Source organism: Paraburkholderia bannensis NBRC 103871 (assembly GCF_000685015.1).
Classification (GTDB): Bacteria; Pseudomonadota; Gammaproteobacteria; order Burkholderiales; family Burkholderiaceae; genus Paraburkholderia; species Paraburkholderia bannensis.
Genome location: NZ_BAYA01000004.1, coordinates 336,415 through 361,141, shown reverse-complemented (window position 1 = coordinate 361,141; position 24,727 = coordinate 336,415). Strand labels below are relative to the sequence as shown.

Annotated in this window: 18 protein-coding genes, 1 tRNA gene and 3 pseudogenes; 7 read left to right on the top strand and 15 right to left on the bottom strand. The window is 59.0% G+C overall.

Features of this window, described 5'->3' with window-relative positions; translation table 11 throughout:
- Positions 1-68: 68 nt before the first annotated feature.
- Both BBA01S_RS46735 and BBA01S_RS07685 read right to left on the bottom strand, forming a co-directional pair.
- Complete coding sequence (locus BBA01S_RS46735) at positions 69-887, bottom strand: hypothetical protein (RefSeq protein ID WP_156965884.1); 819 nt, start codon at positions 885-887, stop codon at positions 69-71.
- A 683-nt stretch (positions 888-1,570) separates the two neighbouring features.
- Positions 1,571-2,464 carry a WYL domain-containing protein gene (locus BBA01S_RS07685; RefSeq protein ID WP_027815912.1) on the bottom strand — a complete coding sequence of 298 codons (894 nt, stop codon included), beginning with the start codon at positions 2,462-2,464 and terminating at the stop codon, positions 1,571-1,573.
- Positions 2,465-2,630: 166 nt separating this feature from the next.
- Here BBA01S_RS07685 and BBA01S_RS40480 point away from each other — a divergent pair, with 166 nt between their 5' ends.
- The 6 genes from BBA01S_RS40480 (at position 2,631) to BBA01S_RS07660 (ending at position 8,238) form a co-directional block, all read left to right on the top strand.
- The gene (locus BBA01S_RS40480; RefSeq protein WP_042296324.1) at positions 2,631-3,311 is read left to right on the top strand and encodes a multiubiquitin domain-containing protein; all 681 of its coding nucleotides are present in this window, start codon (positions 2,631-2,633) and stop codon (positions 3,309-3,311) included.
- Complete coding sequence (locus BBA01S_RS07675) at positions 3,308-3,694, top strand: E2/UBC family protein (protein WP_027815911.1); 387 nt, start codon at positions 3,308-3,310, stop codon at positions 3,692-3,694. Before BBA01S_RS40480 ends, BBA01S_RS07675 begins: the two co-directional genes overlap by 4 nt.
- Positions 3,691-5,013 (top strand): HesA/MoeB/ThiF family protein, encoded by a 1,323-nt coding sequence (locus BBA01S_RS07670; RefSeq protein ID WP_027815910.1) that lies wholly within the window; start codon positions 3,691-3,693, stop codon positions 5,011-5,013. The genes BBA01S_RS07675 and BBA01S_RS07670 overlap by 4 nt, the downstream gene beginning before the upstream one ends.
- Positions 5,014-5,021: 8 nt before the next feature.
- A complete protein-coding gene (locus BBA01S_RS07665) occupies positions 5,022-6,527 on the top strand; it encodes an aminoglycoside phosphotransferase/kinase family protein (RefSeq protein WP_027815909.1) in 1,506 nt (501 codons plus the stop codon).
- The gene (locus tag BBA01S_RS46730) at positions 6,520-7,056 is read left to right on the top strand and encodes a DUF6527 family protein (protein ID WP_156965883.1); all 537 of its coding nucleotides are present in this window, start codon (positions 6,520-6,522) and stop codon (positions 7,054-7,056) included. Before BBA01S_RS07665 ends, BBA01S_RS46730 begins: the two co-directional genes overlap by 8 nt.
- 75 nt (positions 7,057-7,131) lie before the next feature.
- Positions 7,132-8,238, top strand: a complete 1,107-nt coding sequence (locus tag BBA01S_RS07660; RefSeq protein WP_027815908.1) for a hypothetical protein — start codon at positions 7,132-7,134, stop codon at positions 8,236-8,238.
- A gap of 196 nt (positions 8,239-8,434) precedes the next feature.
- Here BBA01S_RS07660 and BBA01S_RS07655 read toward each other — a convergent pair whose 3' ends face one another.
- The 13 genes and pseudogenes from BBA01S_RS07655 to BBA01S_RS07600 all read right to left on the bottom strand — a co-directional run bounded on the left by BBA01S_RS07655 (position 8,435) and on the right by BBA01S_RS07600 (position 22,739).
- Positions 8,435-9,337: a plasmid partitioning protein RepB C-terminal domain-containing protein gene (locus BBA01S_RS07655; RefSeq protein ID WP_042296467.1), complete on the bottom strand. Its 903-nt coding sequence runs from the start codon at positions 9,335-9,337 to the stop codon at positions 8,435-8,437.
- Positions 9,334-10,236, bottom strand: coding sequence for a plasmid partitioning protein RepB C-terminal domain-containing protein (locus BBA01S_RS07650; protein WP_027815906.1), 903 nt, complete (start codon positions 10,234-10,236; stop codon positions 9,334-9,336). Before BBA01S_RS07650 ends, BBA01S_RS07655 begins: the two co-directional genes overlap by 4 nt.
- Positions 10,233-11,810 (bottom strand): recombinase family protein, encoded by a 1,578-nt coding sequence (locus BBA01S_RS07645; RefSeq protein ID WP_042296319.1) that lies wholly within the window; start codon positions 11,808-11,810, stop codon positions 10,233-10,235. The genes BBA01S_RS07650 and BBA01S_RS07645 overlap by 4 nt, the downstream gene beginning before the upstream one ends.
- Positions 11,811-11,969: 159 nt before the next feature.
- Positions 11,970-12,413: a hypothetical protein gene (locus BBA01S_RS07640; protein ID WP_027815904.1), complete on the bottom strand. Its 444-nt coding sequence runs from the start codon at positions 12,411-12,413 to the stop codon at positions 11,970-11,972.
- Positions 12,414-12,895: 482 nt separating this feature from the next.
- Positions 12,896-13,789, bottom strand: a pseudogene (locus tag BBA01S_RS40475) (recombinase family protein); the annotation flags it as partial.
- A gap of 167 nt (positions 13,790-13,956) precedes the next feature.
- Entirely contained in the window at positions 13,957-14,400 is a 444-nt protein-coding gene (locus BBA01S_RS45785; RefSeq protein WP_084161948.1) for a hypothetical protein, read from the bottom strand.
- A gap of 491 nt (positions 14,401-14,891) precedes the next feature.
- A pseudogene (locus BBA01S_RS40470) lies at positions 14,892-15,701 on the bottom strand (plasmid partitioning protein RepB C-terminal domain-containing protein); the annotation flags it as partial.
- Positions 15,698-16,601: pseudogene (locus BBA01S_RS40465) on the bottom strand (plasmid partitioning protein RepB C-terminal domain-containing protein). The pseudogenes BBA01S_RS40465 and BBA01S_RS40470, both read right to left, overlap by 4 nt.
- Positions 16,598-18,163, bottom strand: a complete 1,566-nt coding sequence (locus BBA01S_RS07620) for a recombinase family protein (protein ID WP_027815903.1) — start codon at positions 18,161-18,163, stop codon at positions 16,598-16,600. Before BBA01S_RS07620 ends, BBA01S_RS40465 begins: the two are co-directional and overlap by 4 nt.
- 925 nt (positions 18,164-19,088) lie before the next feature.
- The gene (locus BBA01S_RS07615; protein ID WP_027815902.1) at positions 19,089-19,907 is read right to left on the bottom strand and encodes a nucleotidyltransferase domain-containing protein; all 819 of its coding nucleotides are present in this window, start codon (positions 19,905-19,907) and stop codon (positions 19,089-19,091) included.
- Positions 19,908-19,942: 35 nt separating this feature from the next.
- A complete protein-coding gene (locus BBA01S_RS07610) occupies positions 19,943-21,166 on the bottom strand; it encodes an RtcB family protein (RefSeq protein ID WP_027815901.1) in 1,224 nt (407 codons plus the stop codon).
- 103 nt (positions 21,167-21,269) lie between these two features.
- Positions 21,270-22,406 carry a slipin family protein gene (locus tag BBA01S_RS07605; protein WP_027815900.1) on the bottom strand — a complete coding sequence of 379 codons (1,137 nt, stop codon included), beginning with the start codon at positions 22,404-22,406 and terminating at the stop codon, positions 21,270-21,272.
- Positions 22,407-22,666: 260 nt separating this feature from the next.
- Positions 22,667-22,739: transfer RNA gene (locus tag BBA01S_RS07600), tRNA-Cys, on the bottom strand.
- 338 nt (positions 22,740-23,077) lie between these two features.
- On the opposite strand from BBA01S_RS07600, the gene rtcR reads away from it, so the two are divergent.
- A complete protein-coding gene (rtcR, locus tag BBA01S_RS07595; RefSeq protein WP_027815899.1) occupies positions 23,078-24,682 on the top strand; it encodes an RNA repair transcriptional activator RtcR in 1,605 nt (534 codons plus the stop codon).
- Positions 24,683-24,727: the final 45 nt, after the last annotated feature.

Genomic DNA, 24,727 nt, shown 5'->3' with positions numbered 1-24,727 from the left:
TGCACTGAGCATTACCATGTTCTCGCTCCGCGGGAATGTGCACAAAGTTGTCTCTCGGTGATCGACGCTCAGGAAGAGAAATTCACTACCGGCATACCTTCCATTGATCTGTTGATACAGCGAAGTGAACCAACTGCTTTCCGGCTCGGATACCAAACGTCTCCCTGGCCGGTCGTATCAGCGTAGTGAATGAACACAACAGCGTAAGACGTTACTCGTTGGTCAAAGATGGTTCGATAGCGAATCCGAAGAAGCGTGCCGATTTCCTGCGTTACACGTTTCGGATGAAGCCGCCCATCATTATTATCAGAAGTCGCATCGGCCGCTCGGTGCTCTAAAAACGATTGAAATTCCGTGGCGCTCGCTTCTGTTTCATCAATCAGCGAAATACTAGCGTCGTATGGGCAATAGTTGGCGGGAATTTCGGGATGAACCTGCGCCCAGAGGTCGGGTACAGACAAGAGAGGGTATTCCCCCTGTTGCTTGGCCGCAATCGAGATCGCTCGCGCGCCCAAGCGTTTGAACACACCGCTTTCATGTAACTTGAAAGGACGGAGCACGGGATAGCTAGAACCGGTTCTTTCATTGAGGACGTCCACAGACACATCTAACGCAGGAACATCGGACTTGTTGTCCAATACCACCGTCAAGAACGGAGTTGTTGCGTCTTCGAACCAACTCTTAAATTGAAGATCAGCCACGGTCACCGTAGTCGGGTGCGACGCGACAAAAAAGGCCTCCTGAGCGGAGGAAAATCGATCGCCCGGGCAAATGTTGACAACCGCGTTGCCACCAATGGTGCCGAAAGTGGGGCTGCAGTTGCCATGCGTGGTTTGGGCAGACGCGGCAGAGCAGACCAGAAGCGAAAAGGAGATCAGATACTTCATCTATTTCCCGTTGATAGTAATCGTGCCACCAGACACGTTGCCGAAAATCGGACTATTGGGCCCGTACGTGGTCTGTACGCCACGGCCGTTACCTGTTGTCCCAAGAAGGGCGGGGGTCAGTGTCTGCAAAACCTTTAACTTGCAATTGTTGGCTTGTTCCGCCGCTGTCAGAACTTGCCCAGGAAGTACTCCGCTATGAATTTCCCCCTGCGCTTCAGCGCTGACGTCTGCCCTGGCGTTTACTAATCGGCGGAACAAATTGCTTAGCTCCGCGCCGACAGAGGCTTGCAACTTGGCTGAGTGACTTGTTCCGCCAGTGGCCGCTTGAGCGCAGATTCGGTCCGCCGTATCCGATATAAGTCTGGTTTGATCGGCCGGAGCAGCTGCATATGCAACGTGCCAAAAGGCTGTGATTGACAGAAGACTCGCTGCGGAAAAAATTCGTTTATTTGTGGCCATAGTTACCGTACTCATGAAGTTGAGATGCGAACTCAAAACGAAGTCTCGAAACGACAAAAGCTAACCAGAATCTAGTTCCTTGTCGTCTGTTGCGACTAGGCAGGAGGCGGTGTCGAGCCATCGGCCGTGCAGAGCGCCGTGTCGCAACAGATCATCGGAGCCCTTGTGCAAGCAGCGTCGATGCCGAATAAGACGGTCTTCCTACCACTCGTGGTCAGGCTCGCCTATGCGCCGACGGAAGCTTTCGCCTTTTCATATTCTTCTAAATTTGCGATGACAACTGGCGTTTGCTTAGGGTCGTCAGTTAGCGTGATTGGTCCTCGGAGTGCAAATTCGTTTCGCATCCGTTTGTCGAAGTAATAGAGCATTGCCATGCGTACCTGCAGAACCACGCGTCCATTGAACATGCCGTAGTCGAGCTCGATTGCTTTCTGCTCCCACTCAGATAGGCGAGGGTTTGGTACAAGCTCCACTGCGAAATTTGTGTGCCATAACTTGTCGTCAGAGGCGTTCGCACCCGGAGCTTGCTCGTCGCGCGCATCGCGACATCGGGACAGAAGGAAATCCTTGAACCGATTGTCACGATGGCAGAAAGCTCGCATGTGCCACCTAAATCCGTCCGAAGCGAATGCGTGCGGGGTAATACGACGCCAAACGGCGGTGGGGCCGGCGCTGCTGAGCGACTGATATTCAATCTCGAGCGACTGATTCGACCGGATCGCGTTTAGCACTGTACGCAGCAAAGACGCGTCGACGCGCCGTGTCGGTATAGGCAGCGTGGCTGTCACGGGGGCGTCGGTTAGCCACGTCTCCTCCTTGTCGACGGTATTCGCTGTCAAGGCTCCCAGTTGGGCGAGGTAGCGTTCGGCGTCCGGTTTTATGAAAGCACAATGAAAGCTTTCGGTGGCGAGATAACGCTTCGAACTGAGGTCATACCGAAGGTTTTCAGGTGCGACCTTCTGGTATTCGGTCAGATCATTCGATGCTTGCTGGGCTGAGACGCCGAAGTGGTCGACGATGTGAGACCTGTTTATTGCTCCCTGCCAGTACGCCGTAAAGTCAATAAATTCAAGGCGTTGCTCCGTGCCCCAGCGTTTTTTTGGAGATACTTCATTCATGTTGACTCTCGATAGGTAAAGAAACTTGATCCATCGTGTTTGTTTGCTGTATCATGTAATTGTACCTGTCGAGATCCGCTGTAGGGGAAAACCTGTGCTGTCGTGCAGCATGGGTGGTACGGGGTAGACGGGGGGGCATAGCCATTCCATATCCGAGGTGACCAACATGGCTGAAGCAAATCAAGTTTTTGGGTATCTGATCAACGGGAAGCCGGCCAGCACGGACGACCCGACGCCAACTAGCGCACAGATCCTGTCGGACGCCGGGTACGAGCCGGCTGATGACTATCTGCTGATCCAGCGCACCAGGTTCGGCTCGCGCGTCGTGTCCTCGGACGACGTCCTGAGCGTCGGCGATGGGCATGCCGAGTTTTTTGCGTTCGAAGGCGGTGAGGCATTCGAATTCACGGTGAACGAGCATTCGGTCTTCTGGGGCGAACAAACTATTTCCGTCGACCAGATCCGCCATCTCGCCAACGTAGCGGACGACGATGACCTGGTGTGGGTTCGCGAAGAAGCCGGCAACGCAGTCTTGAAGTCGGGCGGCGTCTTCGAACTGGGCGAGCAAGGTCTCGAACATTTGCGTACGCACAAGCGGCCTCCCCCGCCACCTCTCTACGTTTTCTTCGTCGACGGTGTCGAGTACGAGACCGAACACGAGCATCTGACCGGTGCGCAGATTACCGCCATGATTCCGGGTTGGAATCCGGCGAATTCGCTTGTGCTCGAGGGTGAGGGCTCGGAGCCGGACGAGGTGATTCACCCGGCGACCGTGGTTGAGTTCAAAGGGCGCGCAGCGCCAGCGCACTTCGCTATCGTCCCTCCGGCAACTTTTGGTGGCGTATGAAGAGCGTCGAGGAACAATTCGCCGACGTGCAGCGGATGTACCCTGATGCAACGCTCGCGCCGGTGGGCGGGGGCATGTTCCTGGTGCGAATTCCGCACGTGCCGTTGCCCGAGGGCTGGTCACAGGCTGCCACCGAAGTGCGTTTCATCGTTCCGAACGGCTACCCTTATTCAGCACCCGACTGCTTCTGGGCGAATAGCTCGCTTCGCCTTAAAAACGGTGGGATGCCGCAGAACACGAGAGTCGGGCAAACGATGCCGGGCCAGCCGGACACGAACACGTTGTGGTTTTCGTGGCACGTCAATCAGTCGTGGAACGCGTCGACATGTGCCTTGACGACTTACGTGAACGTTATCCTCAATCGTTTTAAGGCGGTGCAATGAGCGAGCTCGTCATCAGCGCACCGACGCTTCATTATCTCAATGAGTCCCTGGGCGCTGATGTTGAGCGCGGAGCGGTCCTCTACCTCACGCGAGACCTTGTTGGGGACCGTTACCTGGTCAGAAACGTCGAACTCGCTCGGCCCGAGGACTGCCTGCGCGCCTCGGCTATCGAGATCACGTTCGCGCCGCAATTCCTCACGCGCGTAACGAGGCGGGCTCGTGAGGGCGGATTTTCGCTCGCGGTTCTGCATACCCACCCTTCGGGATACGACGACTTTTCCCCCGTCGATGACGAGACCGAAGCCGGTCTGCTGGAATTCATGCGCGACCGTAACCCCGCGCATGCCTGCTTTTCAGTCGTGCTTTGCGACGGCCAACTTCTTGTGCGGAAGTTTGCCACCGCCGAGCGCGTCGATGTACGCGTGGTCGGCGCCGACGTGCTGCTTCCAGGCCGTGCTGGGGAAATCCAGCTGGACGAACGCTATGACCGCCAGATGCGGGCATTCGGCGAGGAAGGCCAGGCGATTCTTAGCTCGATGACGGTCGCGATTGTCGGACTCGGCGGGACCGGGTCTGTCGCTGCGCAGCAACTCGCTCATCTAGGCGTGGGCTCCTTCGTGCTCATCGATTCCGACGTGGTCGAGAAATCCAATTTGAATCGTGTTGTCGGAACGATGGAGAAGGCCGTGGGCCACAAGAAGGTGGACGTGGCGGCTCAGATGATTGAGCACATCAACCCCAAAGTGCGCGTCAACTGCTATATCGGCTCAGTCATCTCCGATGGGGCATCGGCGCTGCTGCGAAATGCCGACTGCATCTTCATTTGCACCGATTCCCATTCGAGTCGGGCGTTTGTTTCCGAGTTTGCCTATCAATACCTCGTGCCTGCCATCGACGTCGGCGTTGGCATCAACGCGCGCGACGGGGAGGTCCACGCGATGACGGGGCGCACGCAAATGCTCGCGCCCGGATTACCCTGCCTCGTGTGCAGCAACGCTCTCGACGCGCGACGTATCCGAGAAGAGCTGATGACAGACGCTCAGCGCGCCGCTGACCCGTATTTCAACGAAGACGGTGTGAAACAGCCTGCGGTTATTTCACTTAACAGCGCGATGGTGTCGTTGGCCGTGACGATGCTTCTCGGCGCATTCACTGCGATTCCAGCCCGTGCGCGTTGGCAGTCATACGACGCAGTAACTGGCACCGTCAGACTGCTCAGGACCGCACCGCAGCAGGATTGCGGCGTATGCGGTGCAGACGGCGTTGTTGGTTTGGGTGACTCGCGCCGTCTCGCCTTTCTTCCTGCGGAGGGCCGGTGAGCGTTGCAATGAACATCATCTGGTATGGGGTTGCGCCACTACCTGGCACGCGGGAAAAGCTCGAAATTCGCGGGTTCCAGATCATGGAGAATCCGCCGTCCGACTCAGTTAAAGACCCATTGCTTGGGAGGACATCGGTCGTTGTCGTCAACCAGCTGTCAGCAGACTCGAACGAGATTGCAGCAGTCTGCAAGCTGATCCCGAGGTTCATCGAACACGGCATCCGCATTGTGTTCTTGTCGGAGGACCGGGCAGAGCGATTGAAGATTCGCGAGCACGCTCTCGTACAGGTAAGCCCCGACTATCCGTGGGACAGAGAGGTTCGCTTCGCGCCCAATCTGAAAGGGATACATTTTGACCATATCATTCGGTTCGAACATGGGCCGAAGTGGAAGGGCTGCCACATCAAGGAGATAGGTCCGGAGGAAAAACTGACGGAGGACGAGCGACGCCTCGTCGACCGGGCTTTCCCGAAGGCGCAGGAAATACACTTGCGCAAGATCGCTCCAGGTTTTTCCGGTTCGAAGGTGTTTATGGCGTACGAGAAGCGTCTGGAGGCCGAGAGCTCGGTTGCCCATTGGACGCAGCCACGACTCGTGAAAATCAACAAGCGCGAGCCGCTGGGGAGAGAGGTTCGCGCGATGGAAGTAGTTTCTCCGTTTGTTCCATTTGAGTTGCGGCCGAACCTTGAAAGATTCGTCGAGGGGTTCCATAAAGCTGTGTACGTTGCCGATTTCGTGGACAAATCAGAGTCCATGCTTGACGCAGTACGCGCTGGGCGCGCCGAGACTGCCATCTCGAACCTCTTCAACCGAACACTGCATCGATGGCGGGACAGGGCAAGGCAGACCATGATGTCAGAGGAGCCGCTTGTTGCTGCGGCTGAGCGGTTGCAAATGATCTCCCCTCAGGAGATTCAGCAGGAGTATCTCGACTCAGAACCAATCCAGCGGGAGCAGATCAGCCCGGTGGCGCTCTGGCAACCCTTGCAGGATATTAAATTTCCGCATCGTGTCGCGACAATACATGGCGACCTACACGGCGAGAATGTTCGGGTGCGCGGGGATGACGCCATCCTGATTGATCTCGGAGCAGTCAAGGGGGATACCGAAGTGGGAATGGGGGCACCGCTGTGCTTCGACGTAGCGATGCTCGAAGTCGCACTTGTCTTCACCTATCGAGGACCTGAGGACGGAGCGGATGTCTTTGACCAGCCCCAATGGAAGAGTGAGATATCCCCGTACTACACTCTGGACGCAATACTGAGCAGCCCTCGTGCAGAACTGGAGCCGAAGCCGGATTCTTGGCTTTTTGGGTGTCTTCAGCGTATTAGAGCGTTCGGCATCTATGAGCAGAGCGATATTTTTGAATATCCGATTGCACTGGTTGTCGCGATGTGGCGCTGGTGCAAATTTCGGTCGACGTCGGAAGCAGACAGGGGGCGTCGCGTCGTCGCGTTGGAACTCGGCGCAAAGCTTATCGAAGAAATTATAAGGAAGAGGAATCGTGACTAAGGCACTGCGAGTTCGCGACCGGGGAACCGTCACGCACCGGCATGCGGCAGACGCGCTACTGGAAAGAGCGGGGGATTTTGTCCTTGTGAACCGGGGAGTGCTTCGATCGCTAGTGCTGGCGTGTCCCGACGGCTGCGGCGAAACGCTCACGATTAATCTTGATCCACGTACAGATAAAGCGTGGCGCTACTACCGAAAACGCAACCAGTTGTCGGTGTTCCCGTCGGTTTGGCGTGACACTGGTTGCCAGAGCCATTTCATCATTTGGCATCACACTATCCTCTGGTGCGATGGCTCAGATGACACGGAAGAAGTTGTGGTCGAGGATGAAATTGAGCTGCGACGACGTGTGTTACCCCTGTGCACGGATGCATGGCAGCACTTTACGGCGCTCGCCGAGGCGTTAGAGGAAGTGCCGTGGGATGTAAATCGGATCTGTACCCAGCTCGTGCGAAGAGGTTTTCTCGAAGAAGGGGAACGAAAACAACGCGGGTTTTTTAGACTTACCGCGAAAAAATTAAACCTCTAATCGTCCCCTCATATGCCGCAGGGACGACACAGCACGAATTGCCGATATCGTCCATCGCCTAGATGTTCTGAAACAATGAAAATTTCTCTTGAATATATCGTTGATCATGTTAAGTCACTGAAATCAAAACCATATAAGACGTTCGTGTCGAAGCTACTGGACCTGGTACATCAGATAGAGTCGGCCATGATGTTGCGCGGGCCATACCGACTGGTGCTGGATTCGAATATCGTTATGCGACTGGAGTCGCTGCGACAGGGCAAAATCACCGAGGGCGTTCTAGCCACACTGCTGGCATTCTTGTTCGTAAAACGTCTTCCATTTCACGTCGACCTGGTTATCCGGCCAGTTGTCTTTTATGAGTTTCTCCGGCAGAGGAATGTGCAAGATTTAAGGGAGCATTGGCAAGAAATTCGAGCGCTGAAGGAGATAGTGGAAGAGTCCCTAGAAGTTACTTTGTTCTTCGATGGAGTCGAAACCTATGAAGGGGCATCTCACTATATCGACATCATCGAGCGAGATGCTGACAAGATCAGCGCGACACTGCGTAAATATGCCGATGCGAACTGGCAGTTTGATTTTATACGCCCTCCTGGAGGATTCGACGGCTTCCCATTAACCGAGTTTGGTTTGATTCTTGTTACTCCTCAGTTCGCGGCCGAGGGTTTATTTGAGGAGATCGATCTCGAATACTTCAGCAACAGATCCGCACGAGTCTTTTTTACCGAGCATATAGAGCGACGGATTGCGGAGTGGCCGGGAAATGATCGTCAGGTTATCGAGCGTTATCCCAATGATTCTGGTTATCTTTTAACGAAAGTTCTTCATCTTACCCCCAAAGGGAATTTGAAGGGACTTGGTGACATCGATGTTTTCGGCACGTGCAACTTGCAGCGGCAGTTTTATGCACAGGCGCATGGTCGGTACGTTCCCGCGTCGATCGGTTTGTCGCTAGATGATGATTTGTCGTCGGCACTTCGGCATTTTTCCGCCTTAAACATCACGTCGAGGATGCTTGGAGGGGCCGCGGATGAGGAGACTCTGTCGCAACAACGGGCTGCCTTGGAGGCTTTTACGGAAGATAGCAGGCGGTTTCGAGAGGGCGAGAAAAGACTTCAGATGACTCGAAGCCAACTCTGCGTGTTCTTCGACGAACTTGACGCACTAGGTGTCTTTCGATGAGATGGAGTGTGGATGCCGGAGATTCGCGTTTCATTACGATACGCTTGGGTTTAGCACCGATTGGATCGCCTGATACACTTGAACGCTGTTGTTGTCCGAGACCGTGTGAGAACGCATTTCTTGGTAGCTGAACGCCGGTCTCGGCCGACAACAGACGATGACGTATTGCTGGCTGTGGAGTCCGCAGCAACCAGCTTTATGCCGGCGACTCCAGCGCGTGTTGATCCAAAGCGATGGTATCTACAATGGACTGGAACTCGGCAAGAACGTCGGTATGTTGTGCTTTCAGGTACTGACGCACTGCTTCGTTCTCGAGCAGCCTGGCGAGATAGCCCTTTGCGAGCACAAGGTTGAGCACGTCCTGCCCGTAGGTTTGCTCCACCAGCTTGTATTGCCCCTGCAGATTACTCATCTCCCGTTCCATTTTCGCCATCTGCTCAGGTCCCACACCCGTCAGTTTCTTCGGTTTCGTCCCGTCGACCAGCCGGGACGCCGGCGTCGCAACGAGCAGCGCTTCTGCATATGACACGGACAGGTTATTCGCGGCGGTCATCAGTTCCACGCACTCGACCTGCCGGGTCGTTTTCATCTTACGAAGCGCGCGGACCAGTTCAGGCGAAAACTGCCGATCCTTCAGCAGATCCGCCGCCTCCGCGCAGATCCCGTCCAGCAATGCTATCCGCTTGAGGATCTGGGACACGTCGACGGCCAGCGCCTTCGCTAGCCGTTCGGGCGAGACGCCGCGCTCGACTGCCCGTCGGATCATGTGATGCTCCTGGATCGTCGAGAGCCGGTTCACCCGATTGTTAAAGGTATAGCTCTCGTCGTCTGTTGCTACCAGACAGGCGGCCGTTTCGAGCCGCAGGTCCTGGAGTGCAGCCAGGCGAAGATGACCGTCGAGCAGCACATGCTGCCCCGAGGTGGCGTCGGCCGGCATGACTGACAATGGTTCGATCATCCCTACTTCTTCTATCGAACTCTTGATCTGCCTGAACTTGCGGGACAGGGTCATACCCGCCGACAAACGTCTGGACGGCAGGATATTGCCGATCGGAACTGTCAACGGTTCGGGAATAAATCCGAGCGCGATGGTGCTCATCCCGGGCTCCCGCTGGACCATACGCGCTCAGCCAGATACTTCGGTAGCGTGGCCAGCCCTTCGGCGCGCAGCAGATTCACAAAATTCTCGTCGACAAACAGCTGTCGCAGGGCACCCACTACGAACAGCAACCGTTGCTGCGTGAACGCAGCCTTCCTAACCATAGCCTTCTGGCGCTCGACCTCGCGCTGGTACGTCCGGACGAGACTGGAAGTCGTGATGTCTGCCACCTTGCGAGACATGTTCCGGCCCGCCCCCCGCCCGAGTGCCTTGCGGCGCTCAATGACCCGTCGGGCGTTCATCAACTGCCGGCCACGCAGCTTGCCGGATTCATACGCTTCCTGCAGTGCCGCCTGAACTGCTTCGTCGTTGTCACCAGCGCCGACAATCGACAAAGCGGCATTCAGTGGGACCTGCCCCTTCTCCACGGCAATGACAAGCCGCTCTTCGCCCTGGCGGAGCAGCGTCAGTATGCCTTGCACGTACTGCACCGTCAGTCCGGTCTTCTCCGCGATTGCCTTCGGAGCATAGCCACGTTCCTGCAAGTCACGGATTCCGGCCAGCAATTCGAGCGGCCGGCACTGCCGGCGCGCGATGTTCTCCGTGAGGCTCATGATGAATGCGTCTTCGTCGCTCACCGTAGCCACGAGCGCCGGAATGGTTGTTTCGCCGAGAGCCCGAAATGCCTTCACGCGGCCCTCTCCACAGACGAGCAGGTAGCGCTCGATGCCGCCGGCCGTCGCCCGCGGGGTGACGACAATCGGCTTTTTCAGGCCGATGGCCTTGATGTTGCCAACGATCTCGTCGAAGACGCGGCTGTTCCGCTCTCTCGGGTTGATCACCTCGATCTGATCGATCGGGATCATCCGGACCTCGGCTGGCTGCCGGTACTCGGTCATGCCGCTCTCCTCAGGCGGGCGCGCTGCGCCATACCGTACAGATAGTCGAGCGTGTCGAAGCGGTAGCTCTCGAACTCGATCGGATTCCAGTCGGCGAGATGAATGCGGGGTTGACCAAAATCGAGGCGTGGCAACAGGTAGTAGTCGAGGCTAGTCGCGTTGCTGCGATCGAGCCGGACGGCCACGGTGATGTCAGGCAGCAGGCTGGTGTCGAACCGGATTTTCCAGAGATTGCGGTCCGACTGATTCGTCTGGCAACGCGACAGGACTATACATGCCGTAAATTCGCTGTTCACAGTGAGCATATCCGTGGCCAGGTCACGTGTGACCGTTCCGCCCAATGCTGCGATCCGTTTCTCGGTCTCGGCCACGATTCCGGGATGTAGTTGCCGGAGGAACCGGTTAGCCTCGATGTAACGGTAATCGCGGCCCGGCGTGAACCCAACGGTCTGGTATGCACGGATCAGGCTGCCGAATCGATAGGCATAGACGGACGCGGATGGCATGCCCTCAGTTTCGTCGATCACGACGCCGGACAGGAAGCCACGGCTGCGATACAGGTTACGCAGGCGCTCAATGAGATCATCGTTCGAGTAGCGCCGGGCGCGCGCCCGCATGATGCCCTGCGCGGTATAGAACGTTTCACTGGGAACAACGGGTTCGAATGCCTTCTCCTTGCGGATCCACATGTCGGGAGGATTCACGACGTGTGCTTTTTTTAGTTTGAACGACACACGGTTGTAGACGTTGTTACCGATGTATTTCTCGTTGGTCAGTACCTCCCGGATGGTTGCCCGGGTCCAGTCCCGCCCGAGATCGGTCTGGATACGCATGCCGTTCAGGCGAGCGGCGATCTCATATTCGTTCAGCGACTCGTCGATGAACCAGCGGTAGATCAGGTTGACGGTCCGAACTTCGCTCTCCGGCCCCGGCATCAGGATGACCCGGTCCGTCTGCAGGCATTTGTGCTCGCCGCGTTGCAGTTCATTTTTCATGAGCCCGCTCTGGTCGAGGAGGATCCGGCGCAGACCGTACCCTGCGGGGCCACCCTGCCGGAAGCCCAGTTCGATGAGCCGGCACTGGCCTGCGAACACCTTTGCCGAGAGTTCCCGACTGTATTCGCCCGCCATTGCGCGCTTGACGCCCTTGACGATGGTTGAGACCGGCGAGCCGTCGTTCTCGAACTGCTCGGCGCAGTACGCCACCTGCATGCCGGCGCGTCGGCAGATGTACTCATAGTACGCGCTCTCGTCCGCATCCTGGAATCGGCCCCACCGACTCACGTCATAAACGAGGATCACCTGAAAATCCGCCGCGCCGCTTTCGACGTCCCGGATCAACGCCTGCAGCGCCTGACGCCCGTCAATACGCAGACCGCTCTTGCCTTCGTCGGCATACGTGCGCACGATCTCCAGTCCGCGTCGCTCGGCGTAGTCGCGTATGCGGTCGCGCTGATTTTCTGTCGAGTACTGCTGGTGCTCTGTCGACATGCGGACGTACTCGACCGCGCGCAACGCTGACGCCTGCGTGACGACTGGTTCGCCGATGCAATCGAGGTCCACGATCCGCTCCATCCAGCAATGTCTTCCGGTTTCGCCGCTCGGGACATGATCCGGCAACCGGTTTCATGTCGACGTCAGCGCTCTCCCGCGTATGGCGGTGGCTGATGCGAGCGGGCACACGATAAACGTAGCAGGTGCGCGGCTGAGATCAATCACGTCATCTCTTTTCAATCACGCCGTCGACAGCCGAGGGGCAGACAGGACGGCGATGTGAACCGTCCACGCGTTCATCTTTGCAATGCTCGCCTCGACGGCGTCGCAGAGCAGATAGAAGCCCGACGCGAGCGGCTGTAAGGGTCCCGACGCATCCATCTTTGCAACCGGCTGGGAATTTCGCCGGGCGTTACGCGTTCGCTGCATCGTGCGATTGCGATCACGACACGCCGGATGCGTTTCGCGGTAGTGCCGCGAATAGTCGGGGTGACGGGCACGCCAGGCAGCCTGAGCCTTCGCCTGGTTCGCCCGGTAATCGGGATCGGTTTGAAGGCGCTCGTGCTGCCACGCCCGTCGCCGCGCGAGCTGGCAGGCTGCCAAAGAGCAGTAGCGTTGATTCGGGACGTGAACGAGCGGGGTGAAGGCCGCGCCGCAGGCGGCGCAGGTGTGATTCGGCTTCATGACAGACCTCCGCGCACAAATGCGGGAGGGTCGATGACGTCAGGCAGCGGGAAAACCGGAAGCCGGGATCGCGCCGGCCCACCCTTCGTGATTTTCCGCTAGTTGCCGCGTATGTTGCGGTTTCCGCCGTGAATAATCGGGGTCGTACCAAAATGCGACTACTTTGGCGCGACCGTAGGTCAGTCGCAGGAACTCCGTCGCACCCGACAAGACATCTATGGCGCGACTTCGCATAAGTCTTTGATTTTTTAGTATGCGCCGTCGCATTAACTATGGCGCCCTACGGTATTGCCGCCCAAGCCGTAGAAGAAAACAAGGCGTTCGAGGTGAAGGCTGCGGCCGCCGATGCAACCGTTCCCGCCGAGCTGGAGGACAAGGTGAACCGGCACAAGCTAAAAGATATTTTCAAGGTTGAAGCCCAAGCTCTCAAGCTCCCGCAGTTCTTCATTCGGGTCGCGCAATCCGGCTGGTTCGCCGACGCCTCCCTCCTTTCGAATCCACATATCGGGCGTGTTGGTCACACGCATCTTCTTCAGCTTGAAGGACACGCGGTTGTACACGTTGTTGCCGATGTATTTCTCGTTGGTCAATATCTCGCGTACCGTGGCTCTCGTCCATTCGCGGTCGAGGTCAGTTCGCACGCGCATGCCGTTCAGACGTGCTGCAATTTCAAATTCATCGAGCGAGCCGTCGATAAACCATTCGTAGATGAGATTGACAATTCGCACCTCGCTCTCCGGCCCCGGCATTAAGACGACCCGGTCCGTCTGCAGGCTTTTGTGCTCGCCGCGGCGCAGCTCCGCTTTCATGAGGCCGTGGTCGTCGACCAGTACGCGGCGCAGTCCGTAGCCTGCTGGGCCGCCTTGCCGGAATCCCATCTCAATCAATCGGCACTGGCCAGCGAAGACTTTTGCAGACAGTTCGCGGCTGTACTCGCCGGCCATTGCGCGCTTCACCCCTTTGACGATAGTCGAGACAGGTGAGCCGTCGTTCTCAAACTGCTCAGCACAGTAAGCAACCTGGATGCCGGCGCGACGGCAGATGTACTCGTAGTAAGCACTCTCATCTGCATCCTGGAATCGCCCCCAACGACTGACGTCATAAACGAGGATGACGCAGAAATCTGCATTTCCATTGGCCACGTCGGAAATGAGATTCTGGAGCGCTTGACGGCCGTCGATGCGAAGACCGCTTTTTCCTTCATCAGCGTATGTGCGGACGATTTCAAATCCCCGGCGCGCCGCGTACTCCCGAATCCGGTCGCGCTGATTCTCGGTCGAATACTGCTGGTGTTCGGTTGACATACGGACGTACTCCGCTGCACGCCCGGCAGACAAGCTGGTGACGACCGGTGCATCCGCGTTTCTGAATGACATGCTGCACCCCGCAACTCAGACACAGACTCGCTGCAGGCAACTGACGCAACTGCGCGTCGGATGCGAGCGTCGCGGCTTCACATCAGGTGGTCGCGTTCGAAAGCGAACAGTGACAAGGCAAAGGTAGCAGGCCGGCTCTCAATGCGTATCAAATCATCTCTTTGCAATCATGTGGGAGGCGCCGTTGGCGCAGAAAGCACGGCAATATGGACGGTCCACGCGTTCATATTTGCAATGTCAGTGTCCCGCACGTGCGACAGTACATAGAAGCCGGAACCCAGAGGCTGCGGAAGTCTGATGACATCCATCTTTGCAATCGGCTTGAGACTTCGCCGCGCATTACGCGACCGCTGCATGCTGCGGTTGCGCTCTTCATAATCGGGATGCGTGGCGCGATATTCACGCCAGTAGCTTGAATGGCCTGCGCGCCATTTCGCCTGGGCTCTGGCCTGGTTGTCGCGGTAATCGGTGTCGGTTCGCAGCCGCTGGGTCTGCCAGTCGCGCCGACGGGCGCGCTGGCACGCTTTCAGAGAGCAATATCGCTGACGAGGAACGTGCTGCAGCGGCATAAATGCGTTGCCACACGCAAGACATAGGCGGGTCGATTTCATATGTGGCCTCCGCGCGGGATGCTTCAGGAGAACGCGGATGCTCGCGACCCGCCGAGGGAACGACCGGCGATGGGGTGGCCATGGAAACAGCTGATTCAGTAACTGCCTAGCTAAACCGCGGGTCACGAAGCTCCCCGGGCGCGACAGTCCGCTCACTCACATTTGTATTCTCCCCGGATACTCAGTTCTCGCTCACGCAATGATGGGCGACAGTGATGGGAGAATTCTGTCAGCACGTTCCACAACAATTGTGAGATTCGCTGACGACAAGAAAAATCTCACCCGTTGGTTCCAGAAGTCTCGTCCGATGCTTCTCAAAGACGCCGGAGCCTTGTCTGGTGGGTCCAAAAATCTCGCATTATGGGTCTTGCTACAGTCGGGCATCTGTCGGACGTCATATTTAGCGAAAAATGCGACGTAAATAGTGAAATTTTCTGACGCAATTCTTGAAAATTTCCGATGAACTTTCGTCGTGGCACGTCAGAGGACGCGTACCGGTGGAGTGATTCGTTCTCGAGCAACCTTGCGAGATAGCCCTTCGCGAGCACAAGGTTGAGCATGTCCTGCCCGTAGGTCTGCTCGACCAGCTTGTACTGCCCCTGCAGATTGCCCATTTCCCGTTCCATCTTCGCCATCTGCTCAGGACCCACGCCAGTTATTTTTTTTGGGTTTCTTCCCGTCGACCAAACGGGACGCCGGCGTCGCAACGAGCAGCGCTTCGGCATACGCAACAGAGAGGTTGTTCGCCGTAGTCATCAGTTCCACGCACTCGACCTCCCGCGTCGTTTTCATCTTGCGAAGTGCGCGAACCAGTTCCGGCGAAAACTGCCGATCCTTCAGCAGTTCCGCGGCCTCAGCGCAGATACCGTCCAGCAATGCCATCCGCTTGAGAATCTGGGAGATGTCGACGGCCAGCGCGTTGCCAGCCGTTCGGGCGAGACGCCGCGCTCGACCGCCCGCCAGATCATGTGATGCTCCTGGATCGTCGAGAGTCGGTTCACCCGATTGTTGAAGGTATAGCTCTCATCGTCCGTTGCAACGAGACAGGTGGCGGTTTCGAACCGCAGGTCCGTAAGCGCAGCGAGCCGAAGATGACCATCGAGCAGCACGTGCTGACCCGACGCGGTGTCGGCTGGCATGACCGACAGCGGCTCGATCATCCCCACTTCTTCGATCGAGATTTTGATCTGCCTGAACTTGCGCGATATCGTCACTCCGGCAGACAAGCGCCTGGACGGCAGGATGTTCCCGATCGGAACCGTTAGCGGTTCGGGAATAAACCCAAGCGCAACGGTGGTCATGCCGGGCTCCCGCCAGACCATATACGCTCGGCAAGATACTTCGGCAGTGTGGCTAACCCTTCAGCGCGCAGCAGATTCACAAAATTCTCGTCGGCAAAGAGCTGTCGCAGGGCACCCACCACGAACAGCAGCCGTTGCTGCGTGAACTCAGCCTTCCTGACCATCGCCTTCTGACGCTCGACTTCGCGCTGATACGTCCGGACGAGACTGGATGTCGTGATGTCCGCAACCTTGCGAGACATGTTCCGGCCGGACCCACGCCCGAGTGCCTTGCGGCGCTCGATGACCCGTCGGGCGTCCATCAGCTGCCGGCCACGCAGCTTGCCGGATTCATACGCCTCCTGCAGTGCAGCCTGTACTGCTTCGTCGTTGTCACCAGCGCCGACGATAGACAGGGCGGCGTTCAATGGAACCTGTCTTTTCTCCACGGCAATGACAAGCCGCTCCTCGCCCTGGCGGAGCAGCGTCAAGATGCCCTGCACGTACTGCGCGGTCAGCGCCGGTATTCTCGGCGATGGCCTTCGGCGCATAGCCACGTTCCTGCAGGTCACGGATTCCGGCAAGCAATTCAAGCGGCCGGCACTGCCGGCGCGCGATGTTCTCCGTGAGGCTCATGATGAACGCGTCTTCATCGCTCACGGTAGCCACGAGCGCGGGAATGGTCGTCTCGCCAAGCGTGCGAAACGCTTTTACGCGTCCCTCACCACAGACGAGCAGGTAGCGCTCGGTCCCGCCGGCCGTTGCCCGCGGGGTGACGACGATCGGCCTTTTCAGGCCGATGGCCTCGATGTTGCCAACGATCTCGTCGAAAACGCGGTTGTTCCGCTCTCTCGGGTTGATCACCTCGATCTGGTCGATCGGGATCATTCGAACCTCGGCTGGCTGTACGTGCTGACTCATGCTGCTCTCCTCAGCCGAGCGCGCTGTGCCATACCGTACAGATAGTCGAGCGTGTCGAAGCGATAGCTCTCGAACTCGACGGGATTCCCGTCGGCGAGATGAATACGGGGCTGCCCGAAATCGAGGCGCGGCAACAGGTAGTAGTCCAGGGTTGTCTCGTTGCTATGGTCGAGGCGAACCGCAACCGTGATATCAGGCAGCAGGCTGGTGTCGAATCGGATCTTCCAGTGGTTGCGGCCCGACTCATGGGCCTGACAGCGCGACAGGACGATACATGCCGTAAATTCGCAATTCACGGTGAGCATATCGGTAGCCAAGTCACGCGCGACACTACCGCCCAATGCCGCAATCCGCTTCTCGGTCTCGGCCACGATCGCGGGGTGCAACTGCCGGAGGAACCGGTTGGTTTCGATGTAACGGTAATCGCGGCCCGGCGTGAATCCAACCGTCTGGTAGGCGCGAATCAGACTTCCGAAGCGATAGGCATAGACTGACGCCGACGGCATGCCCTCGGTTTCGTCGATCACGACGCCGGACAGGAACCCCCGACTGAGATACAGGTTTCTCAGGCGCTCGATGAGATCTTCACTCGAGTAGCGCCGGGCACGTGCCCGCATAATGCCCTGCGCCGTGTAGAACGTTTCACTGGGAACAATGGGTTCGAATGCCTTCTGCTTGCGGATCCACATGTCGGGAGGATTTACGACGCGGGCTTTTTTCAGTTTGAACGACACGCGGTTGTAGACGTTGTTGCCGATGTATTTCTCGTTGGTCAGTATCTCCCGTACGGTTGCACGGGTCCAGTCACGCCCGAGATCGGTCTGGATATGCATGCCGTTCAGACGAGCGGCGATCTCGTATTCGTTCAGCGACTCGTCGATGAACCCGCTGTAGATGAGGTTGATCGTCCGGACTTCGTTGTCGGGGCCCGGCATCAGGATGACCCGGTCTGTCTGCAGACATTTGTGCTCGCCACGCTGCAGCTCGCTCTTCATGAGCCCGCTCTGGTCGACGAGGATCCGGCGCAGACCGTAGCCTGCAGGCCCGCCTTGCCGGAAGCCCAGTTCGATGAGCCGGCACTGACCGGCGAACACCTTCGCCGAGAGTTCGCGGCTGTATTCGCCGGCCATTGCGCGCTTAACACCTTTGACGATGGTTGAGACCGGCGAGCCGTCGTTCTCGAACTGCTCGGCGCAGTACGCCACATGGATGCCGGCACGCCGACAGACGTACTCGTAGTACGCGCTCTCATCCGCGTCCTGGAATCGGCCCCAGCGACTCACGTCATAGACGAGAATCACCTGAAAATCCGCCGCGCCGCTTTCGACAACCCGGATCAACGCCTGCAGCGCTTGACGCCCGTCTATGCGCAGACCGCTTTTCCCTTCATCGGCATAGGTGCGCACGATTTCGAGGCTGCGACGTGCGGCATAGTCGCGTATCCGGTCACGTTGGTTCTCGGTCGAGTACTGCTGGTGCTCAGTCGACATGCGGACATACTCGGCCGCGCGCAACGTTAAAGCTTGCGTAACGACTGGTTCGCCGATGCAATCGAGATCCATGATCCGCCCCATCCTGAAACGTCTGCCCGTTTCGTCGCTCCGGACATGATCCGGCAACCGGATTCATGTCGACGTCTGCTGCTGCATATGGCAGCAACTGATGCGAGCAGACACACGATAAACGTAGCAGGTTCGCGGCCGAGATCAATCACCTCATCTCTTTTCAATCATGCTGGTGAACGCCGAGGGGCAGACAGGACGGCAATGTGAACCGTCCACGCGTTCATCTTTGCAATGCCTGCCTCGAGTGCGTCACAGAGCAGATAGAAGCCCGACGCGAGCGGCTGGAAGGGGCTGCACGTATCCATCTTTGCAACCGGCGGGGAATTTCGCCTGGCGTTACGCGTTCGCTGCATTGCGCGATTGCGATCACGGCATGCCGGATGCGTTTCGCGGTAGTGCCGCGAATAGTCGGGGTGACGGCAGCGCCAGGCAGCCTGCGCCTTCGCCTGGTTCGCCCGGTAATCGGGATCGGTTCGAAGGCGCGCGCGCTGCCACGCCCGTCGCCGTGCGAGCTGGCAGGCCGCCAATGAGCAGTAGCGTTGATTCGGGACGCGTGCGAGCGGAGTGAAAAGAGCGCCGCAAGTGGCGCAGATCCGGTCCGATTTCATGGCGGGGCTCCACGAGCGTTGAGGCGGGCGTCGGCCGCTTTCAGGGCACCGGAGAGTTGGCGCGGAGCGTTGTCCCACGGGCCGTTGCGACACACCCTCGATAATTTTCACGTTTCGCGGCGGGTCTGCCGATTTTTTTCACTATTTCGGTCTCGTGACGCGGACGGCTGCGACGGAGTTAGTGGAAAAATTCCATAAACACATCAGTGCTATTTTCGACATCTCTGACGTCCGACACCATCGATATCGATAGCCGCATAAGCTAAAAAAGGCCCATAGGTTGCAAAACCTATGGGCCTTTTCCATTCCAAGCCTCACGACTCACCCCGCAGCACATCCCGCAAGAACCCGTCCAGCATCCCCACCTCACCCCACGGACGCTTGTATTCGCGATCATGCTCGGCTTCGGCAAGCATCGCTTCTATGAGTGCATGGATTGCAGGCCGACGCGGCCCATACTCGCCCTCGCCTGCCCGCATCTTCAGCGCCAGCAGCGCATCGATCTCAGCGACAGCCGCTGCCTCATGCACCGTCCCAGCCACCAGATCCGCAAACCGCATCGGCGGCATGCCTAAGCCCATATCGATCCAGCGCACCGCAAGCAACGGCCGCAGCACATACAGATACTTCTTGTACCGCACCGTATCGCCCTGCAGATAACCGCGAAAGTTCTTCTTCGCCATCGCGAGATAGTGATGCCGCCCACGCATCGGCGAAAAGAACGCCGTCGCCAGCGACCTCAAACGCGGCGCCCAACGCGCATCCTCGCGATACACGACCGGCGAATCGAGCCATTCCAGCAGCGTCGGATTCGAGCGATGCAGCAACTGCAACGCCTTGCGCAACTCCCAGCCACTGACGTCGAGCACATCGTCGAGTGGACGCTCGATCACATCGCGTTGCGGCTCGACGCGCAGATACCAGTCGCGCCGATGCACATAAACGAAGCGCACGTCGTAGTCGCTATCCGGTGAAGCGAAACCCCAACCGCGACTGCCTGATTCGCACGCAAACAGCACCTGCACGTCATGCCGACGCTCGACATCGTCCAGCTCGGCCAGCACGCGCTCGCGCACCTCGGGCGCCACGGGATGAGCGCTCCTCACCGCCCCAAAATTTTCAGTACTGCTCATCGTTTTTCCCCTTTGTTTTTCTAGCCCTTCATTTTCTAGCCCTTCACACACACCACCTGTCGCAGCGTGTGCACGACTTCGACCAGGCTGCGCTGCGCGGCCATCACGGCGTCGATGTCCTTGTACGCCATCGGAATTTCATCGACGACGCCCGCATCCTTGCGGCATTCGACGCCCTGCGTCGCCGCCACCTGATCTGCGACCGTGAATCGACGCTTGGCTTCGGTGCGGCTCATCGTGCGCCCTGCTCCGTGGCTGCACGAGCAAAAGCTTTCCTCATTGCCCAGGCCGCGCACGATGAAACTCTTCGCGCCCATCGATCCCGGAATGATGCCGAGCTGCCCCTTCTGCGCCGACACCGCCCCCTTGCGCGTCACCAGCACGTCCTCACCGAAGTGGCGTTCGCGCTGCACGTAGTTGTGGTGGCAGTTCACCGCATGCCCGTCGATCTCGAACGGCTTGCCGATCGCCGCGCGCGCCGCGCCGATCAACGCTTCCATCATCGCCTGCCGGTTCTGGCGCGCGAAATCCTGGGCCCAGCCGACTGCTTCGACATAGTCATCGAAGTGCTGGCTGCCCTCGGTCAGGTACGCGAGGTTGCGATCCGGCAGGTTCGCGATGTGCTGGCGCATGTCCTGCTGCGCCAGTTCGATATACAGGCTGCCGATCGCGTTGCCCACGCCGCGCGAACCGCTGTGCAGCATGAACCAGACGCGCTCGCTTTCGTCGATACAGACTTCGATGAAGTGATTGCCGGTGCCGAGCGTGCCGAGGTGCGTGTAGTGGTTGGTCTTTGCGAGCTTCGGCTGTTTCGCGACGATGCGCTTGAAGCCCGGCTCAAGCGTCTTCCACATTGCATCGACGGTGGCAGGCGCACGGTTGCCCCACGCGCCCGGATCGCGACGTCCTGGCGCGCGCCCGTGCGGCACCGCACGCTCGATTGCGCTGCGCAGGCCCACGAGCGAGTCCGGCAGATCGGCGGCCGTGAGCGTCGTGCGCGCGGCCATCATGCCGCAGCCGATATCCACGCCCACGGCGGCCGGGATGATCGCCCCTTGGGTCGGAATCACGCTGCCGATCGTCGAGCCCTTGCCCAGGTGCACATCCGGCATCACCGCCATATGGCGGAAGATGAACGGCATCTGCGCCGTGTTGCGCAACTGCGCGCGCGCTTCTTCCTCGACGGCCACGCCGTTCGTCCACATCTTCACCGGCTTGCCGTTCGCCAGTTCCATCACCTGATAATCGCGTTCACTCATTTCATTCACCTGATGCTTGCTAGCGGGAGGCGCGGCTTGCTTGCGCCGCGCCCAGCCGCTTTTACGCTGGTTTCTAGGTTGTATTGCGCTATGTTGTACCGCTTCAGGCCTTGATGCTGACCAACCCGTTGAGCACCTGATCCAGCCCGCCGAACACGGAGATGCGGTCGATCCGTTCCGCCACCCGCTCAAGCGTTTCCAGCTCCTTGAGGCGCAGCGCGGTCGGGTTCTCTTCCATTACCTTCGCCGTATTCAGCAGCGAGCGCGTCGCGGCTGTTTCCTCGCGGCGGCGGATCACGTTCGCCTGTGCGGCCTTCTCGGCTTCGACCACCTGCGCAAGGATCGTCTTCATATCGCCAGGCAAGACGATGTCCTTCACGCCCACGCTGCGGATCTCCAGCCCCGAATCCACGAGGCGCGAGCGTACCTGCGCGATCACGACCTCGTCGATCATCTGCTTGTCTTCCAGCAATTCGTCGAGCGTGCGTGTACCGACGGCCGCGCGCAACGCGAATTGCAGCTCGCGATAGAGATGATCGGCGGGCTTCTGCAACTGCCCGAAGGCGCGCAGCACGTCCGCGTAGCACCACGTCGCGGCCAGATTCAGGCGCAGTGCGACCTTGTCGCGCGTGAGGATTTCCTGGCCGCCGACTTCGAGCGCCTGCACCCGCAAATCGACGAGTTCGACCGCCACGTCGCGGCCAAAACGCCAGAACGCCGAAAGACCCGCTTCGAGCACACGCTCGACCTTGCCGTCGATCTTCAACACGCCGATGTGGTACGCGGGCACCTGCGCAAGCAGCACACTGTTCAACCCCGCGATGCCGCGCGCACGCAGCGCTGGCTGCATCAGGCGCTTCGTCAGCGACGCGTCAAGCTCGCCGTTCTGCGCGAAATCCACGCGATCGAGGCGATGCTCCACCAGTCCGCGCCAGTACAGGCGACGCGTGCCGGGCGGCAGGATCTCGACGAGCACGCCGTCCGCATAGCGCAGGCCCGCTTCGTCATCGGCGAGATCCATCGCGACAAAGTGCTGCGCGAGCACCTCCTGCGCGTCGCGGCGCAGCCAGTCGGCCAGCGCGGCGTCCGCGAGCGGCGCATCGAGCTGCGCGGTCTGCACCGAGAGGCGCTTGAAGGGATCCAACGCGCGGAACACACCCGGTTCCAGCACCTTCACGAAATCGCCTTCGTTCATCAAGAGCGCGCGTTCGTTCTTTTTCACTACATGACGCATCCACATATTCGTTGTCCTTATTCTTTCTTCTTTGAGGGCCGGTTGGCGCGCGCCGCACGGATCGTGACGCGACGCGAACGGGTGAGCGGGCGAAGAGTTCGCGCTAGCGGGTGCGGCGACTTCGTGTTGCATGTCGTCGCTTCCGTTTGCGCTGGCCGCTTCGGCCGCCCGGCCGTTCGCGCGGCGTCGCAACCGGCGCGACGCGCGGCGGGCCTGACGGCCCGCACCGGCGGGTACTGCTTATCGAGAATCTGCCCTTGCGGGCAGCGTTCGAGCGGGATTTGAACCCGCTACCGTCCGGCTTGCGCCGGCTGCTCTACCAGGTCGAGCTATCGAACAGGGTGGGCGCTCCGGGAATCGAACCCGAACACGGCACGCCAGGCGCGCCCAAGTGGCCATCACCTGTCCATAGCGACATGCGCTGCCGCGACGAAGCAACTCGGCGGCGGCGCACCAGCAAGGTTTTTGAACCTTGGCTCGTGGGGCAGCGGGACATCAGGCTGCGATCTATTTAGCGAGGAGCGTGCCAGTGGCGTCCATTTTCTCCATGTAGACGCGTAGGTCGTTGAAATAACAGGATAAATTATTTTCATCGCGCTAATTGAACAGGGCGCGTATCGATGCCGGATCAACGAATATCTATACAATCAGATCGCCTCTTATCTTTCTGGATAGTCGTGCGCAAGACGGTTGCGATTGGATTTCTCGGCACGGTGCTCGATCAAGGCGGCCGCGCGCCGCGTCGCTGGCAGAAGTGGCGGCCGACGATTTCCCTATGCTCGCAACCCGACTGGCCGATCGACCGGCTCGAATTGCTGCACTCGCCCGATTACGACCGCCTGGCCAATCGGATCAAGGAAGATCTCGCGCGGTTGTCGCCGCATACCGAGGTGTGCCTCACGCCGCTGGCCATCGGCAATCCGTGGGATTTCGAAGAGGTGTACGCCGCGCTGCACGACTACGCGCGCGCCTATCCCTTCGACCTCGAACACGAGGACTATCTGATCCACATCACGACCGGCACGCACGTCGCGCAGATCTGCTGGTTCCTGCTCGCGGAGGCCCGCTATCTGCCCGCGCGGCTCGTGCAGACCGCGCCCCCGCAACGCACCGACGAAGGCCCGAGCGGGCCCGGCACGATTTCCGTCATCGACCTCGATCTTTCGCGCTACAACCGCATTGCGCAGCGCTTCACGCGCGAGCGCGACGAAACCGTGTCGTTTCTCAAGGCGGGCATCGCGACGCGCAACGCCCAGTTCAACGCGTTGATTGCGCAGCTCGAACGCGTCGCTGTGCGCTCGCGTGCGCCGATGCTGCTGGTCGGCCCCACTGGCGCGGGCAAGTCGTTTCTCGCGAAGCGCGTGTACGAACTCAAGCGCGGGCGGCACCGTCTGGCGGGGCCGTTTATCGAGGTCAATTGCGCGACGCTGCGTGGCGACGCCGCGATGTCCACGCTATTCGGTCACGTGAAAGGCGCATTCACCGGGGCACAGGTGGCGCGCGCCGGGCTGCTGCGCGCGGCGGATGGCGGGCTGCTCTTTCTCGACGAAATCGGCGAACTGGGGCTCGACGAACAGGCGATGCTGCTCAAAGCGATCGAGGAGAAGCGCTTCTTTCCAGTTGGCTCGGATACCGAAGTAATAAGCGACTTCGAACTCATCGCCGGTACGCATCGGGATTTACGGCAGATGGTGGCGGCTGGAACCTTCCGCGAAGACCTTTACGCGCGAATTAACCTGTGGACTTACGAGCTTCCCGGCCTTGCGCAGCGCCGCGAGGATATCGAACCGAACCTCGAATTCGAGCTCGACCGTTTCGGGCGGGAGCAGGGCGAACGGGTGCGGTTCAATGTGGAAGCAAAGCGGCAATACCTCGCGTTTGCCACATCTTCGCGTGCAGCGTGGACGGGCAACTTCCGCGAACTCTCGGCGTCGATCACGCGCATGGCGACGCTCGCCGATGACGGCCGCATCACCGAAACCATCGCCGGTGAGGAGGTCGGGCGGCTCACAACAACCTGGTCAGGCAGGCGCGACGAAGGCGAACTGGTCGCAACCGTGATGGGCGAGGGCGCCGACGCACTCGATCTCTTCGACCGTGCGCAACTGGAACGCGTGCTCGACGTGTGCCGCGCGTCGGCGAGTCTTTCGGAAGCGGGGCGAGCATTGTTCGCGGTCTCGCGGCAAAGCAAAAAACAACCGAACGATGCCGACCGTCTGCGCAAATATCTCGCGCGATTCGGGCTGGACTGGGATGCGGTTCAGCAGGCGCTCAAATCCTGAAGCGTATCCACCCATCAAAAAACATAGGTATCCATAACAATGAAC

Coding starts and splice junctions, on each gene's coding strand:
- BBA01S_RS07610 (WP_027815901.1), bottom strand. CDS start 21,166: ATGAGTGAACGCGATTATCAGGTGATGGAACTGGCGAACGGCAAGCCG.
- BBA01S_RS46735 (WP_156965884.1), bottom strand. CDS start 887: ATGAAGTATCTGATCTCCTTTTCGCTTCTGGTCTGCTCTGCCGCGTCT.
- BBA01S_RS07655 (WP_042296467.1), bottom strand. CDS start 9,337: ATGAGCACCATCGCGCTCGGATTTATTCCCGAACCGTTGACAGTTCCG.
- BBA01S_RS07605 (WP_027815900.1), bottom strand. CDS start 22,406: ATGTGGATGCGTCATGTAGTGAAAAAGAACGAACGCGCGCTCTTGATG.
- BBA01S_RS07620 (WP_027815903.1), bottom strand. CDS start 18,163: ATGGATCTCGATTGCATCGGCGAACCAGTCGTTACGCAAGCTTTAACG.
- BBA01S_RS07645 (WP_042296319.1), bottom strand. CDS start 11,810: ATGGAGCGGATCGTGGACCTCGATTGCATCGGCGAACCAGTCGTCACG.
- BBA01S_RS07675 (WP_027815911.1), top strand. CDS start 3,308: ATGAAGAGCGTCGAGGAACAATTCGCCGACGTGCAGCGGATGTACCCT.
- BBA01S_RS07665 (WP_027815909.1), top strand. CDS start 5,022: ATGAACATCATCTGGTATGGGGTTGCGCCACTACCTGGCACGCGGGAA.
- BBA01S_RS45785 (WP_084161948.1), bottom strand. CDS start 14,400: ATGAAATCGACCCGCCTATGTCTTGCGTGTGGCAACGCATTTATGCCG.
- BBA01S_RS07660 (WP_027815908.1), top strand. CDS start 7,132: ATGAAAATTTCTCTTGAATATATCGTTGATCATGTTAAGTCACTGAAA.
- BBA01S_RS07615 (WP_027815902.1), bottom strand. CDS start 19,907: ATGAGCAGTACTGAAAATTTTGGGGCGGTGAGGAGCGCTCATCCCGTG.
- BBA01S_RS07670 (WP_027815910.1), top strand. CDS start 3,691: ATGAGCGAGCTCGTCATCAGCGCACCGACGCTTCATTATCTCAATGAG.
- BBA01S_RS07685 (WP_027815912.1), bottom strand. CDS start 2,464: ATGAATGAAGTATCTCCAAAAAAACGCTGGGGCACGGAGCAACGCCTT.
- BBA01S_RS07650 (WP_027815906.1), bottom strand. CDS start 10,236: ATGACCGAGTACCGGCAGCCAGCCGAGGTCCGGATGATCCCGATCGAT.
- BBA01S_RS07640 (WP_027815904.1), bottom strand. CDS start 12,413: ATGAAGCCGAATCACACCTGCGCCGCCTGCGGCGCGGCCTTCACCCCG.
- BBA01S_RS40480 (WP_042296324.1), top strand. CDS start 2,631: ATGGCTGAAGCAAATCAAGTTTTTGGGTATCTGATCAACGGGAAGCCG.